Below are 13,364 nucleotides of genomic sequence, written 5' to 3'. Positions count from 1 at the left end.
AGCGATCGGGGCAGCGATCAGGCAAAGGCATCTGTCACGGTGATATCGCCGACATGGATGCCGTTCCAGTTGCGCATCGATTTATTTGCCAGAGCGGTCAGCGCGGCATGTTCCTTGCCGCCCTTCTCGAAGTAGCGGGCAAGTGTCGCCGCAACCATGGCTTCGGCAGCGCGGGTGGTGCCGTCATCACACTTCAATGCGATCGCAATGCCCTGTTCCGGGATGGCAGCGCAGAAGACGCCTTCCGCGCCCGTCTTGCAAAAGATCCGGCCGGGGGCGATCTGCATCAGCGTGGTGCAGGCGCGGCCGGTGCCAGCCACATAGAAGGGCTCGGCCATGCAGGCTTCGATCAGGCGGCGGGATGCCTTGGCGCGCAGAGGCTCCAGGCCGTTGCCGGTCGCCATCTTCGCAAAGCCATGAGCGAGCGCCTTGAGCGGCACGGCGTAAGTCGGAATGGAGCAGCCGTCGGTGCCGCAGACATCATGACCGAGTGCGGCGCCCGTGAGGTTTTCCATGGCGTCACGGATCTGCTGCTGCAGCGGATGGTCGTAGCCGACATAACCCTTGCTATCGATGCCCTGATGGCAGCAGACGCAAACGAACCCGGAATGTTTGCCGGAACAATTGTTATGAAGCGCGGTGGGCTTCTGCAGCGTGCGCGCTTGGTGGATCAACGTCGTCTGGTCCGAGGACCAGTGCGCGCCACATTCCAGCGCCTCCACGTCACGGCCGGCACGCGAGAGCATGGAGGCGGCAAGCGCCACATGCTCATCCTCGCCGCTGTGCGAGGAACAGGCGAGCGCCAACTCCTTGTTGCCGAAGCCGTAGGCATCCGCTGCGCCGCTTTCGATCAGCGGCAGCGCCTGCATGGCCTTGCAGGCCGAGCGCGGGAAGACATTTGCCGCGATATCGCCGAGCGAAAAGGCGACACGGCCATCACCATCCACGACCGCAACCGAACCGCTGTGGCGGCTTTCGACAAGGGAGCCCCTGGTGACTTCGACGAGGACGGGATTGGACATGGGCAATAATCCGGATTGTGGGCAAGGAGACTGCAGGCATAGCCTCTCGCTCTCTGAAAGCCAATGGAATTTGCGCTACGTGTCTGCCTATCACAGCATCTAAACAGCCATCACACGAAGTGACTGTTGGTGCGGCAAACTATCGTTTTCCGTGCAGGCGCGATCGGGCTAAAGGTTGTGTGTCAGGACTCATACTCATGCCATCCTCATTTTCTTCCATCATCCGCGACAGCCGCATCCGCATTCCAACCGTCACGCTGGTGGCGCTCGCCTTCACCTACGCCTCCACGGTTCCCTACCAGTCGATTATCGGCATCAGCGAACTTGGAATGAGTGACGGCGCCTATTCGGCGCTGGTCTTCTTTGCTGCCGTCGTCAATGTCGCGATCAGTTTAACGCTCGGCATATGGTCGGACAGGCTGACGGAAAGACGGCCACTGGTGCTCGCGCTTTCCATTGCAGGCATCATCGGCTTCGGATCGATCGCGCTCATCCACAGTCCCACGATCTTCATCTTCTCGGTGCTGTTCCTCGTGCCGATGAGCAATTCCACCTATTCGTTGCTCTTTGCCAGCGTGCGGGCCCGCACCAACCAGCTGGCCCGTAGTGAAGCGGTCGCCATCACCTCGACGGTGCGCGCGCTCTATTCCGGTTCCTGGGCGGTGGCGCCGGGGCTGGTCGGGCTTGCTCTGGTCACTTCGCCATCGATGACGCCGGCTTATGGGGTGGCGGCGGTGGCAAGCCTCATCTGCTTCTGCCTCTATTTCTTCTTCGCGCCCGGCAACGGCCCGGTGCGCGAGATTCCCAACCAGCCGGGCTTCTTCGCCTCACTGAAGCGAGTCTTTGCGCCCGATGTTTTCATCCGCGTCTTCGTCATGTCCCTGCTGCTCGGCCTGCAGCGGCTGAACGGCATGGTTTCGCCACTCATCGTCGTGCACTCGATCGGCGGCAGCGTCGTTGACGTCGGCTTTCTCTCAGGCCTGACGGCCTTCCTCGAAATGCCCTTCATGATGATGTGGGGCCTGGTACAGCGGCGCTTCCATACCGTGCATGTATTGGCATCAGGCACGGTGCTCTACTGCCTCTATCTGGTGCTGCTCGGCTTTGCCACCGCGCCCTGGCAGCTCTATGCGCTGCTCGGTCTCAACGCCTGCGGGGCGGCTGCCATCCTCAGCCTGCCGATCACCTATCTGCAAGACCTTATCGCCGATCGTCCGGGTCTTGGCAGCTCGCTGATCTCGCTCAACACTTTCATCGGCATCGGCGTGGCCGCAGGTGTTTTTGCGCTTGGAACGGCGGTGACGGACTATTCTGGCACGGCTTTCGTCGGCGCCGCTGTCGGCATCGTCGCCATTCTGATCCTGCTTTATCTGGAAAGCGGCAGCCGCATGCGCCAGCCGGCCCAAATTACCTTGGAGTAATGCGATAGGCGCAGCGGCGCGCACCGAGCAGGATATGCTCGCTACGCTCGACATTGGCCGAGAGCACGCTGCGGAAAGTCTCGAGCTCGGAACGGCAGAAGCCGGCGCAGACCGTCGCCGCAGCGCAAATCGGACAATGGTTTTCGACCAGCATCAATGATCCATCGTCCTCCTGCCAGCTATCGGCCATGTAGCCCTCACGGCTGCGGATGGCGGCCAGCCCCTCGACGCGGGCGGCCAGAACCGACCTGTCTGAGAGTTCGGCGCGATAGCGCTGCAGCGTTTCGTTTTCGCGGGCTGCGATGACGGTATCCAGCGCGGCGGGGCCGAGTTGCGCGACAACAGTCGTCAGCAGGGTCGCCGTCAGTTCTGCATGGCCATCCGGGAAATGGCTGTTACCCTCAGCCGTCAGGTGCCAGAGCTGCCTCGGACGTCCCCTGCCCCTGGAGGCGACCGTCACTGGTTCCACAAGTCCCTCTTCCGCCATTTTGGCAAGCTGCTGACGGGCGGCCTCACCTGATATGCTGAGCGCATCGCCGACCGCAGCGGCAAGCTGCGGCCCTTCGGTCTTCAACAGGATCAGGATGCGGTTGACGGGAGACTGGCGCATATTTTTCCAAGCTACCTCTTGTTTTAATCCGATACTCATGCAATTTTCCAATTCATAACTTGGAAAATAATACCGGGTCAGGAAAAACGCAAGGATTCATCATGTCCGAGACCGCCTTGGAGCCATCAGGCTCTTCAACTTCTGTCTTCCAGTTGTTTTCCCCTGCGCTGCTGCCGGCGACATTGATGCTTGGCGGCGGCATGACGATCTCTGCCGTCGAAAGCTACATCACGGCGACGATCGCGCCGAGCATCGTGCGCGATATCGGCGGGCTGGAACTTTTCTCACTGGTGACAACGCTTTATATCGCCGCGACCATACTGGGTTCGATCTTCATGGCGATGCGGCCGAGGAATATCGGGCTGCGCAGAGTCTACGTGATCGCGGCAGTGATCTTCGGCGTCGGCAGCCTGCTTTGCGCCGCAGCACCCTCGATGCCTGTCGTGCTGATCGGTCGAACGGTGCAGGGTTTCGGCACCGGTGCGCTCGCCGCCCTCTGTTACGCCTTCATTCGCTTCGTCTATCCCGAACCGCTCTGGCCCAAGGCGTCGACGCTCTATGCGGCAATCTGGGGGGTGTCGACCGTCATTGGCCCGACGCTTGGCGGCTTCTTCGCGCATGACGGCGCCTGGCGCTACGCCTTTGCCGTGCTCGTCCCGCTCAGCGTGTTGATGGCAGTGCTGGCGCCGCGGCTTTTGCCGCAGGCCGAGGACGACCGCGAACAGGCAAAGATGCCTGTCGCGCAGATCTGCCTGCTGCTGGTCAGCACCGCAGGGACAACCGAGATGACGACAGCCAAGATCGGGCTGATCGCCGTTTCGGTCGTCGCCGTCGGCGTCATGCTCGTTTTGGAACGCAAGGGCAACAACCGGCTGCTGCCGTTAGGCGCGGTGACGCTGAGCCAGCCGATATCACGGGTCTATCTGACAATGATCGGCCTCAACTTCGTTCTCGTCAGTGATATCTTCATTCCCTATTTCCTGCAGGTTCTGCACGGGATAACGCCGCTGATTTCAGGCTATCTGGTGGCTCTCGTCGCCCTCGGCTGGACGGTGGCCGCCTTCTTCAGCGGCTCCTTCTCCGGCAGGAAAGCCAACGCCGCGATCGTTGCGGGCTGTGCAACCGAAGCCGCAGCGACAGCCGTGCTTGCCGTCTTCCTTGCCCGCGAGAACCCTGAAGCGCAGCTTATCATCCTTGGACCGGCAGCAGTCGCCATGTTCATGATGGGTTTTGGTGTCGGCCTCGGCTGGGCGCATCTCGTCGCCAAGGTGCTGAAGCTGGTGGCCAACAGCGAGCAGGACAAGGCTTCGGCAGCCATTCCGACGATGAGCTCGCTCGGTAGCGCCTTCGGAGCGGCCTTTGCCGGCGTCATCGCCAACGGCGCGGGACTGGTCGACCCGGGCGGCATTGCGGGCGCGCTTTCGGCGGCGAGCTGGCTCTATGTGATCATGGCCTTGCCGGGACTGATCGCCGTCGGCGCGGCGCTGTCGCTTACAGCATCGGCCCGAAAATCGGAATCGATTTTCGGAAAGCCTGATACGTAAATTCAAAGAGTTAGAGCGTGTTTTGTGCGTCCGAACGGACGTACGCGCTTAGCCGAGTTTCAGCATGATCTTGCCGATGTGGTTGCTGCTTTCCATCAGCCGATGGGCAGCTACCACGTCTTCAAAGGCAAAGGTCTCATAGATGACGGGCGCGACCGTTCCGGCTTCCAGAAGCGGCCAGACCTCGGACAAGAGATCGTCACGGATCGCCCGTTTCTCCTCCGCCGTGCGTGGGCGCATGGTGGAGCCGGTCACCGTCAGGCGCTTGACCATGATCGGTGACAGATTGACCTTTTCGGCAACCGCGCCCTGCAGAAAGGCGATGATGGAGAGGCAGCCATCTTTCGCCAGCGAGGCGATGTTCTTCTCGAAATAGGCCGCGCCGATCATGTCGAGGACGATATCGACGCCGTGGCCGGTCTCTTCCTTGATAACGGCTGCGAAATCCTCTTGCCTATAGTTGATGGCGCGCTTGGCGCCTAGCCTCTCGCAGGCCTCGCATTTTTCCTTCGAGCCGGCGGTCGCATAGACCTCGGCGCCGAAAGCCTTGGCGAGCTGGATAGCGGTCGTGCCGATGCCGCTGGAGCCGCCATGGATCAGCACTTTCTCGCCTTCCGTCAGGCCGGCCATCTGGAAGAGGTTTGCCCAGACGGTGAAAAAGGTCTCCGGAAGAGCTGCGGCCTTCACTGCATCATAACCCCTTGGGAAAGGCAGCGCCTGACCGGCCGGCAAAAGGCAATATTCGGCATAGGCGCCGCCATTGGCGAGGCCACAGACCTTGTCGCCCAGCGAATAGCCGGTCACGCCGGGGCCGATCGCGACGACCTCGCCCGCGAGTTCCAGGCCGAGAATGGGGCTCGCATCCTTTGGCGGCGGATAGCTGCCCTGGCGCTGGGAAATATCGGGCCGGTTGATGCCAACCGCTTCGGTACGGACGAGGATCTGGCCTTCGCCGGGCACCGGCACCGGTCCGCTTGCAATGACCATCGCCTCCGGCCCGCCGAAAGACGGCAGATCGACAAAACGCATATGCGACGGCAACGACATGGCCCGGCTCTCCCTATTCCGAAGCATTGGAGATAATTCAGGGTCCGGGACTTGGGAAGGCCGGAAGTGCCAGAGGCGTCAATTCGCCTCGCCTAACGTATGGAATACGAGGCCTTCGTCGCTCTCCTTGGCGCTCGACTTCACCTGGGCGATTTCGGCGCTGACGCGATTGATATCGTCGATAACGAGACCTTCCGGCAGTTCGAGAACGCCGATCGAGCAGCGCATCAGCGGGAAAAAGGCTTCCGCGCCGGCGCGATCGTGACCGTGGATACGGCCGGCGGCACGGTCCTCATCCGAATAGAGATCGAGCACGTCATCGTGGAAATCGCTGATGAGACGATCGAGGATTTCCGTCAGTTCCTCCTTCGTCCAGCCGACGACACCGACGAAGAAATCGTCGCCGCCGACATGGCCGAGGAAGTGACGCTCGGCAAAGAAGTAACGGCGCATCAGCGCGGCGAAGAGCGAGATCGCATGGTCGCCGAGATGAAAGCCGTAGGCATCGTTGAAGGGCTTGAAATTATCGAAGTCGCAATAGCAGAAGTGGCGCACTTCATCGCCGTCGCGTCCGGAATGGCGCATGAAATCCCGGATGGCACGGTTGCCTGGCAAGCCAGTCAGCGGATTCTGGTCCTGTGCCGTCTTCAGCTGCTTCTCATTGATGACCTTGATCAGCGAGGCGGCGGAGACGACGCCGGCGTAGCGCATGTTGTCGGTGAGGATCAGGCAGTTGCTGCCTTCCATATTGGCGAAGATCACCATGAGCTGATCAGCATCGCTGTCGAGGCCGACGATCGGCGCGCGCTCGACGAAATGCGAGATGGTGCGCTCATAGTCCTTGTTCTTCAGAAGGTCGCGGCCAAAGGGCTGATAGATATATTCCTTGAGGTGATGCTCGTGAATGATGCCGCGCGGCTCGCCATTGGCATTGAGAACCGGGAAATAGGCCTGGCGCGGATTGCGGCGGAACAGTTCAAAGACCGTATCAATACCATCGCTCTCATAGACGGTCGGCAGCATTTCGATCTGCTTGCGGATGAGGATTTCGTCGAGCGACTGGCTGTTACCCTTGTTCTTGCCGAGTTCCTGCAGGTGCGGGAAGGCAGGCACGAGTTCGGAGAGATGCGTCGACGGGCGCGAGATGAACCAACCCTGCACGAGGTCCACGCCATAATCGCGGCAGACGATGAATTCGGCTTCCGTCTCGATGCCCTCGGCGATCACACGGGTGCCGAGCACGTGGGCCATGTTGACGATGCTCTTCAGCAGGTGGCGCTTGCGCGGGCTGCGGTCGATATCGGCAACGAAATGGCGGTCGATCTTCAGGTAATCGACGGAATAGTCGCAGAGCAGCTTCATTTCGCCATGACCGACGCCGAAATCGTCGATCGCCAGCTTGAAGCCGGCCTTGCGCAGGCGCGACACGAGATCGGCGAATTCGGGTACGCTGGTATTGTCGAAGCGCTCGGAAAACTCGAAACAGACGGAGGACGGCGGGATATTCGCCGTTTTCAGCTGCAACAGCAGGCTCTCGACAAGACGATTGCCATGCGGGATGAGGCGAACGTCGAGATTGAGGAAAAGCGTGGCCGTCGCGAAGTTCGAGAGCGTCGAGAATTTGGCGAGCGCGCGGTTCGCGACCATCTGCTCAAGCTGCAGGAGCTGGCCGGTCTCATGGGCTTCGTCGAGGATTTCGATCGGCGTTTCGAAGCCGATACGCTCCTGCCCGCGCATGAGGGATTCATAACCGAAGACCGTGCCGGTACCGGCTTCGACAATCGGCTGAAACGCGTTTTCAACGACAAGTTTGGCGAGGGTAACGATCTGATCGCTGGCATAACGACGCACGACACCCGGTTCGACGCTGGCAGCCAAAGACATGCCAATCTCCACTGTGACCTTTTCTTTTTCGGCCGGACAATGGAGCAGAAGGGTCAACGAACCCTTTCCTCAGTATGAAACTTTCATGAACGCGCAACCGCTCATGCACGCCAAGCGCTTATTAGATTTTCGAGTTTACAATCAACGGCTTATTCAGGCCGAACGGCGATGCTCGGCTTCATGATCGGCGAACATATCGGCGACGCATCTGCCGCCGCTGGGTGCGCTTTCATCGGCCAGGACTTCGCTGCGATATTCGCCCAATTTACGGGCGGCATCCCACAGGCGCAGTGCCTCGCGCACGACTTCGCTGCTCGATGCATATCCGCCTTGATCGACAGCATCGCGGATGCCGGCTGCCTGGAGCGGTGAGATGGAAACGGTGACCATCGGCATGGAATTCTCCTCCCATTCTATTCGGCAGAGACTGCCTCGGGGGTCTATTTTCGGCTTCTGTGGCGACAAGCGCCAATGCCGAAGTGCCTTAGCACAGGAGGCGGCTCTTCTGCGGAGCCGGCCTTCAATCGCAGAATTTTAGTACCCCGTCATGTTCTTGTCAAAAAAGAAACGGCCGAAACGGACCATCCGGCGGCCTCTCTCCACAGTTTCAAGAACGGATACCTAGGCCGAAGGCGAGCATTGTCCAGCCCTGAACGACAAGATCGATCGCCAGGAAGAGGCCGAGGATCCAGAGGCTGTTGACCGGCCAACCGAGTGCAATCACGAAGCCTGCGAGAGCTGTGATGAGGCCGCTCGCAACAATCCATCCCCAGCCCTTGAGCGGCCGCATGCGCATGCCGACGAAAAGGCGGAAGACACCGGCAATGAGCAGCGCTATGGCCAGAAACAGGGTCAAGGCGGCGGACGTAAGGATGGGGTTGATGAAGGCGCAGACGCCAGCGAGCACATAAAGGACGCCACTCAACGCCCAGAAGAGCACATGATCCCAGCCGCGCACCTGGAAGGCGTGGATGAGATAGATAACACCGCCTGCCAGCATCAGCATGCCGACATAAAAGACCGAAGCGACGGTCGCCATCAGCAGGTTGCTGAGAGCGATGAGGCCGCAAATGAGAAGCAGCACGCCGAGACCGACGAACCACACCCATTTCGACCGCAACGGGGATTCGGGCATTCCGTCGTAAATATTGGCCATTGGCACACCTCCTGATTGCTGGAGATATGCTGCAGCAATTTCTCGCGAAAAGAGGTGATCCGGATCAATCCGGCGAAAGATTTTTGTTGATTGATCAGTCAATCAAAAATACGCTTACATGCATTCTCGGGAGAAATGAGCTTGCCGAAGGTCGGAATGGAACCGGTGCGCCGCAAGGCGCTTGTGGATGCAGCGCTGCGGGTGATCGGCGATCACGGCTCGCTGACCGTCACCATGTCCGATATCGCCCGGCGGGCGGGGGTGTCGCCTGCCCTTGCCCACCACTATTTCGGCAGCAAGGAACAGCTGCTGATCGAGACAATCCGTTCCCTCCTACGCCAGCTGCGCGACGACGCGGTGACGGCACTGGGACAGGCGGCAACGCCACGGGAGCGGATCTCGGCCATTATCCGCGTCAGCTTTAACGCCGACCAGTTCGCGCCGCAGACGATTGCCGCCTGGCTTGCCTTCTATGCCGAGGCGCAGCGATCCGAAGAGACACGGCGTTTCCTCGTCATCTATGCGCGGCGCCTGCGCTCCAACCTGCTTGCGGCCCTCAAGGCGCTTTGCCCAGACGATGCCGCAGAACGCATCGCGGAGGGCGCGGCCGCGATGATCGACGGGCTCTATATCCGGCAAAGTCTGAAATCGGCGCCGATCAGCATTACAGCCTCGATCGCGCTGACGGAGGATTATGTAACGATGCAGCTCGGCCGCATCGGCAAATGAACAACCTCATGCCAACCAGCCAGGGAACAGCGACATGAAAGCCCAGCCGAAAGCATCGCACTTCATCGACGGGGAATATGTCGAGGATGACAGCGGCACCCTTATCGAGAGCATTTATCCGGCAACCGGTGAAGTGATCGCCCGGCTTTATGCCGCAACGCCCGCGATTGTCGAGAAGGCGATCGCGGCTGCCAAACGCGCGCAGCCGGAATGGGCGGCCTTGAGCCCGATGGCGCGCGGGCGCATCCTGAAGCGCGCGGCCGAGATCATGCGCGAGCGCAATCGCGAGCTTTCGGAGCTGGAAACGCTCGATACCGGCAAGCCGATCCAGGAAACTGTTGTCGCCGACCCGACCTCGGGTGCCGACGCCTTCGAATTCTTTGGCGGCGTAGCACCAGCGGGACTGAACGGTTCGCATATCCCGCTTGGTCAGGACTTTGCCTATACGAAGCGCGTGCCGCTCGGTGTGTGCGTCGGCATCGGCGCCTGGAATTATCCACAGCAGATCGCCTGCTGGAAGGGCGCGCCGGCACTGGTTGCCGGCAATGCCATGGTCTTCAAGCCCTCGGAAACCACGCCGCTCGGCGCGTTAAAGATTGCCGAGATCCTGCACGAGGCCGGCCTGCCGAAGGGGCTCTACAATGTCATCCAGGGCGATCGGGATACCGGGCCGCTGCTGGTCAACCACCCCGATGTCGCCAAGGTTTCGCTGACCGGTTCGGTCCCGACCGGGCGCAAGGTGGCTGCTGCGGCTGCAGGCCAGCTCAAGCACGTGACGATGGAGCTTGGCGGCAAGTCGCCGCTGATCGTCTTCGACGACGCCGATCTCGACAGCGCTGTCGGCGGCGCGATGCTTGGCAATTTCTATTCTACGGGCCAGGTCTGCTCCAACGGCACGCGCGTCTTCATACAAAAGAAGATCAAGGGTGAATTCCTGAAACGGCTGAAGACGCGAACCGAAGCGATCCTCATCGGCGACCCGATGGATGAAGCCACGCAACTTGGCCCGATGGTCTCCTGGGCGCAGCGCGAGAAGGTGCTCGCCTATATCGAGAAGGGCACGGCCGAAGGCGCAACGCTGGTGACTGGCGGCGGTATCCCGAACCATGTGACGGGCGAAGGCTATTATGTGCAGCCGACCGTCTTTGCCGATGTGACTGACGGGATGACGATCGCACGCGAAGAGATCTTCGGCCCGGTCATGTGTGTGCTCGATTTCGACGATGAAGCCGAGGTGATCAAGCGCGCCAATACGACGGAGTTCGGCCTCTCCGGCGGCGTCTTCACCGCCGATCTGACACGCGCTCACCGCGTCGTCGACCAGCTGGAGGCCGGCACGCTCTGGATCAATACCTACAATCTCTGCCCGGTGGAAATCCCCTTCGGGGGATCGAAGCAATCGGGCTTCGGACGGGAGAATTCGCTGGCAGCGCTTGAGCACTATAGCGAGCTGAAGACGGTTTATGTCGGCATGGGGCCGGTCGCCTCGCCGTACTGAGCCCATCCAAAATCGACGCATCCGTTGCACACGACAATCCAAAGGGAACAGCATGCAACAGGCAGATTTCGTCATCGTCGGCTCCGGCTCGGCAGGCTCGGCGCTGGCCTACCGGCTTTCGGAAGACGGGAAGAACACGGTCATTGTCATCGAGGCGGGCGGCTCGGATTTCGGGCCGTTCATCCAGATGCCGGCCGCCCTTGCCTGGCCAATGAGCATGAAGCGCTATAACTGGGGCTATCTTTCCGAGCCCGAGGCCAACCTCAACAACCGGCGCATCACCGCGCCGCGCGGCAAGGTGATCGGCGGTTCCTCCTCCATTAACGGCATGGTCTATGTGCGCGGCCATGCGGAAGACTACAATCGATGGGAAGAGCTCGGCGCAAATGGCTGGGCCTATGCGGACGTGCTGCCCTATTTCAAGCGCATGGAGAATTCGCACGGCGGCGAGGAAGGCTGGCGCGGCACGGACGGCCCGCTGCATGTGCAGCGCGGCGTGGTGAAGAACCCGCTGTTTCACGCCTTCATCGATGCCGGAAAACAAGCGGGCTTCGAGACGACCGAGGATTATAACGGCTCGAAGCAGGAAGGCTTCGGGCTGATGGAACAGACCATCCATCGCGGCCGGCGCTGGTCGGCGGCAAGCGCCTATCTGAAGCCGGCGCTGAAGCGGCCGAACGTTGAGCTCGTCAAAGGCTTTGCGCGCAAGATCATCATCGAGAACGGCCGCGCGACAGGCGTGGAAATCGAGCGCGCCGGCGCGACCGAGATCGTCAAGGCTAATCGCGAGGTGATCGTCTCGGCCTCCTCCTTCAACTCTCCGAAACTCTTGATGCTCTCCGGCATCGGCCCCGGCGGGCACCTGCAGGACATGGGCATTGAGGTAAAGGTCGATCGGCCGGGCGTCGGCGCCAATCTGCAGGACCATATGGAATTCTATTTCCAGCAGATCTCGACCAAGCCGGTGTCGCTCTATTCCTGGCTGCCATGGTTCTGGCAGGGTGTCGCTGGTGCACAATGGCTGCTTTCCAAGGGCGGCCTCGGCGCTTCCAACCAGTTCGAAGCCTGCGCCTTCCTGCGTTCCGCGCCGGGGCTGAAGCAGCCTGATATCCAATATCATTTCCTGCCGGTCGCCATCAGCTATGACGGCAAGGCGGCGGCCAATACGCACGGCTTCCAGGTGCATGTCGGCTACAATCTATCGAAATCACGGGGCAACGTTACGCTGCGCTCCGCCGATCCGAAGGCTGATCCGGTGTTGCGTTTCAATTATATGAGCCATGCCGAAGACTGGGAGAAGTTCCGTCATTGCGTGCGCCTCACCCGCGAGATTTTCGGCCAAAAGGCCTTCGACCACTATCGCGGCCCGGAAATCCAGCCAGGCGAGAAGGTTCAGACGGACGAACAGATCGATGCGTTCCTGCGCGAACATCTGGAAAGCGCTTACCACCCCTGCGGCACATGCCGGATGGGCGCGAAGGACGATCCGATGGCGGTGGTCGATCCCGACACACGGGTGATCGGCGTGGACGGCCTGCGGGTCGCAGACAGCTCGATCTTCCCGCATGTCACCTATGGCAATCTGAATGGTCCGTCGATCATGACAGGCGAGAAGGCCGCAGATCACATTCTCGGCAAACAGCTGATGGCACGATCCAATCAGGAGCCGTGGATCAATCCGCGCGCGGCGGTGAGCGACCGGTAGTCAGTGGTAGTCTTCTTCGCGCTGGTGACGGATGGCGAGGACAATGACGGTCGCCTCATCGATTATCTTGAAAAGGATGACATATCCGGCCGAGCCGAATGGTACGACGAGTTCGCGCAGCAAGGGATCATCCGCAGACGCGCGTCTGGCCATCAGCGGGAAATCCTGCAGTATCATCAGAGCTTTTTGGATGGCGCCGATGGCACGTTCCGCCAAATCTGGATCACGGTCGATCAGAAAGTCAGCGAGCCGGTCCAGGTCTTCATAGAAGGTTTGGGTGTACTTCAGCTCGAAGGTCATTTCTGTTGCGCGGCTTTGCGCGCTTTCGCCTTTTCAAGCTTCTTGCGTATCAACTCCATGACGTCGTCCGTCGTGGGATAGACACCCGTCCGTTCCGCTTCCGCCAAGCCGGCCAGCCCCCGTGCTATGAACTCCGCCTGGGTCTTTCTGTAATCGATCTGACGACGCAGAGAATCCTCGATCAGCGCCGACAAGCTCTCGCCTTCCTTCAGAACGCTTTCGGCCGCAGCGCGCAGTTCCGGATCCACGCGAAGAGAGGGAAGCGATGCGGTTTTCATGATCCACCTCATGCATTGCAATTGCGATGCAATATGGCGGATCACGGTGTCACATTCAACGCCCTCTCCCAGGCACCCCCGCCAGAAGGCAAAAAAACTGGACAGCGTGTCGCAAATGACCACCTCATCTCGTCCAGCCTTCTCGAACGGACGAGGTGAAGGAGATGGCG

The 13,364-nt window shown here is 60.5% G+C and carries 13 protein-coding genes; 5 read left to right on the top strand and 8 right to left on the bottom strand.

What is annotated here, in order from left to right:
* Positions 1-17: 17 nt before the first annotated feature.
* Positions 18-1,022: an asparaginase gene (locus AC1DTN_RS30140; protein ID WP_477923884.1), complete on the bottom strand. Its 1,005-nt coding sequence runs from the start codon at positions 1,020-1,022 to the stop codon at positions 18-20.
* 197 nt (positions 1,023-1,219) lie between these two features.
* Here AC1DTN_RS30140 and AC1DTN_RS30135 point away from each other — a divergent pair, with 197 nt between their 5' ends.
* Positions 1,220-2,443: an MFS transporter gene (locus AC1DTN_RS30135; RefSeq protein WP_477923882.1), complete on the top strand. Its 1,224-nt coding sequence runs from the start codon at positions 1,220-1,222 to the stop codon at positions 2,441-2,443.
* On the opposite strand, the gene AC1DTN_RS30130 is transcribed toward AC1DTN_RS30135, so the two are convergent.
* A complete protein-coding gene (locus AC1DTN_RS30130; protein ID WP_477923926.1) occupies positions 2,430-3,053 on the bottom strand; it encodes a helix-turn-helix transcriptional regulator in 624 nt (207 codons plus the stop codon). The two genes, AC1DTN_RS30135 and AC1DTN_RS30130, sit on opposite strands and share 14 nt — an antisense overlap.
* A gap of 101 nt (positions 3,054-3,154) precedes the next feature.
* On the opposite strand from AC1DTN_RS30130, the gene AC1DTN_RS30125 reads away from it, so the two are divergent.
* Entirely contained in the window at positions 3,155-4,597 is a 1,443-nt protein-coding gene (locus AC1DTN_RS30125) for an MFS transporter (RefSeq protein ID WP_477923880.1), read from the top strand.
* 48 nt (positions 4,598-4,645) lie between these two features.
* Here AC1DTN_RS30125 and AC1DTN_RS30120 read toward each other — a convergent pair whose 3' ends face one another.
* The 4 genes from AC1DTN_RS30120 to AC1DTN_RS30105 form a co-directional block, all read right to left on the bottom strand.
* Positions 4,646-5,644 (bottom strand): NAD(P)H-quinone oxidoreductase, encoded by a 999-nt coding sequence (locus tag AC1DTN_RS30120; protein WP_477923878.1) that lies wholly within the window; start codon positions 5,642-5,644, stop codon positions 4,646-4,648.
* A 78-nt stretch (positions 5,645-5,722) separates the two neighbouring features.
* Entirely contained in the window at positions 5,723-7,528 is a 1,806-nt protein-coding gene (locus tag AC1DTN_RS30115) for a GGDEF domain-containing protein (protein WP_477923876.1), read from the bottom strand.
* A 153-nt stretch (positions 7,529-7,681) separates the two neighbouring features.
* The gene (locus AC1DTN_RS30110; protein WP_037105511.1) at positions 7,682-7,924 is read right to left on the bottom strand and encodes a ribbon-helix-helix domain-containing protein; all 243 of its coding nucleotides are present in this window, start codon (positions 7,922-7,924) and stop codon (positions 7,682-7,684) included.
* A gap of 211 nt (positions 7,925-8,135) precedes the next feature.
* Complete coding sequence (locus AC1DTN_RS30105; RefSeq protein ID WP_113323144.1) at positions 8,136-8,684, bottom strand: HdeD family acid-resistance protein; 549 nt, start codon at positions 8,682-8,684, stop codon at positions 8,136-8,138.
* Positions 8,685-8,825: 141 nt separating this feature from the next.
* Between AC1DTN_RS30105 and betI the strand changes: the two genes are divergently transcribed.
* From betI to betA, 3 genes are read left to right on the top strand one after another with little or no spacing between them, the layout of a single operon-like run.
* On the top strand, positions 8,826-9,413 hold the full coding sequence (gene betI / locus AC1DTN_RS30100; RefSeq protein ID WP_477923874.1) for a transcriptional regulator BetI: 588 nt from the start codon (positions 8,826-8,828) through the stop codon (positions 9,411-9,413).
* Positions 9,414-9,447: 34 nt separating this feature from the next.
* Positions 9,448-10,911, top strand: coding sequence for a betaine-aldehyde dehydrogenase (gene betB, locus AC1DTN_RS30095; protein ID WP_477923872.1), 1,464 nt, complete (start codon positions 9,448-9,450; stop codon positions 10,909-10,911).
* Between the two features lie 52 nt (positions 10,912-10,963).
* Positions 10,964-12,616 carry a choline dehydrogenase gene (gene betA / locus AC1DTN_RS30090; RefSeq protein WP_477923870.1) on the top strand — a complete coding sequence of 551 codons (1,653 nt, stop codon included), beginning with the start codon at positions 10,964-10,966 and terminating at the stop codon, positions 12,614-12,616.
* On the opposite strand, the gene AC1DTN_RS30085 is transcribed toward betA, so the two are convergent.
* Both AC1DTN_RS30085 and AC1DTN_RS30080 read right to left on the bottom strand, forming a co-directional pair.
* On the bottom strand, positions 12,617-12,916 hold the full coding sequence (locus tag AC1DTN_RS30085) for a type II toxin-antitoxin system RelE/ParE family toxin (protein ID WP_439014302.1): 300 nt from the start codon (positions 12,914-12,916) through the stop codon (positions 12,617-12,619).
* Positions 12,913-13,194: a YlcI/YnfO family protein gene (locus tag AC1DTN_RS30080; RefSeq protein WP_439017177.1), complete on the bottom strand. Its 282-nt coding sequence runs from the start codon at positions 13,192-13,194 to the stop codon at positions 12,913-12,915. The genes AC1DTN_RS30085 and AC1DTN_RS30080 overlap by 4 nt, the downstream gene beginning before the upstream one ends.
* Positions 13,195-13,364 lie beyond the last annotated feature (170 nt).

It is taken from the genome of Rhizobium sp. 01T444 (genome assembly GCF_056398305.1).
Note: the sequence above shows the minus strand (reverse complement) of the source record. Positions and strands in the feature narration are given on the sequence as shown.

Coding starts and splice junctions, on each gene's coding strand:
- AC1DTN_RS30140 (WP_477923884.1), bottom strand. CDS start 1,022: ATGTCCAATCCCGTCCTCGTCGAAGTCACCAGGGGCTCCCTTGTCGAA.
- AC1DTN_RS30135 (WP_477923882.1), top strand. CDS start 1,220: ATGCCATCCTCATTTTCTTCCATCATCCGCGACAGCCGCATCCGCATT.
- AC1DTN_RS30130 (WP_477923926.1), bottom strand. CDS start 3,053: ATGCGCCAGTCTCCCGTCAACCGCATCCTGATCCTGTTGAAGACCGAA.
- AC1DTN_RS30125 (WP_477923880.1), top strand. CDS start 3,155: ATGTCCGAGACCGCCTTGGAGCCATCAGGCTCTTCAACTTCTGTCTTC.
- AC1DTN_RS30120 (WP_477923878.1), bottom strand. CDS start 5,644: ATGTCGTTGCCGTCGCATATGCGTTTTGTCGATCTGCCGTCTTTCGGC.
- AC1DTN_RS30115 (WP_477923876.1), bottom strand. CDS start 7,528: ATGTCTTTGGCTGCCAGCGTCGAACCGGGTGTCGTGCGTCGTTATGCC.
- AC1DTN_RS30110 (WP_037105511.1), bottom strand. CDS start 7,924: ATGCCGATGGTCACCGTTTCCATCTCACCGCTCCAGGCAGCCGGCATC.
- AC1DTN_RS30105 (WP_113323144.1), bottom strand. CDS start 8,684: ATGGCCAATATTTACGACGGAATGCCCGAATCCCCGTTGCGGTCGAAA.
- betB (WP_477923872.1), top strand. CDS start 9,448: ATGAAAGCCCAGCCGAAAGCATCGCACTTCATCGACGGGGAATATGTC.
- betA (WP_477923870.1), top strand. CDS start 10,964: ATGCAACAGGCAGATTTCGTCATCGTCGGCTCCGGCTCGGCAGGCTCG.
- AC1DTN_RS30085 (WP_439014302.1), bottom strand. CDS start 12,916: ATGACCTTCGAGCTGAAGTACACCCAAACCTTCTATGAAGACCTGGAC.
- AC1DTN_RS30080 (WP_439017177.1), bottom strand. CDS start 13,194: ATGAAAACCGCATCGCTTCCCTCTCTTCGCGTGGATCCGGAACTGCGC.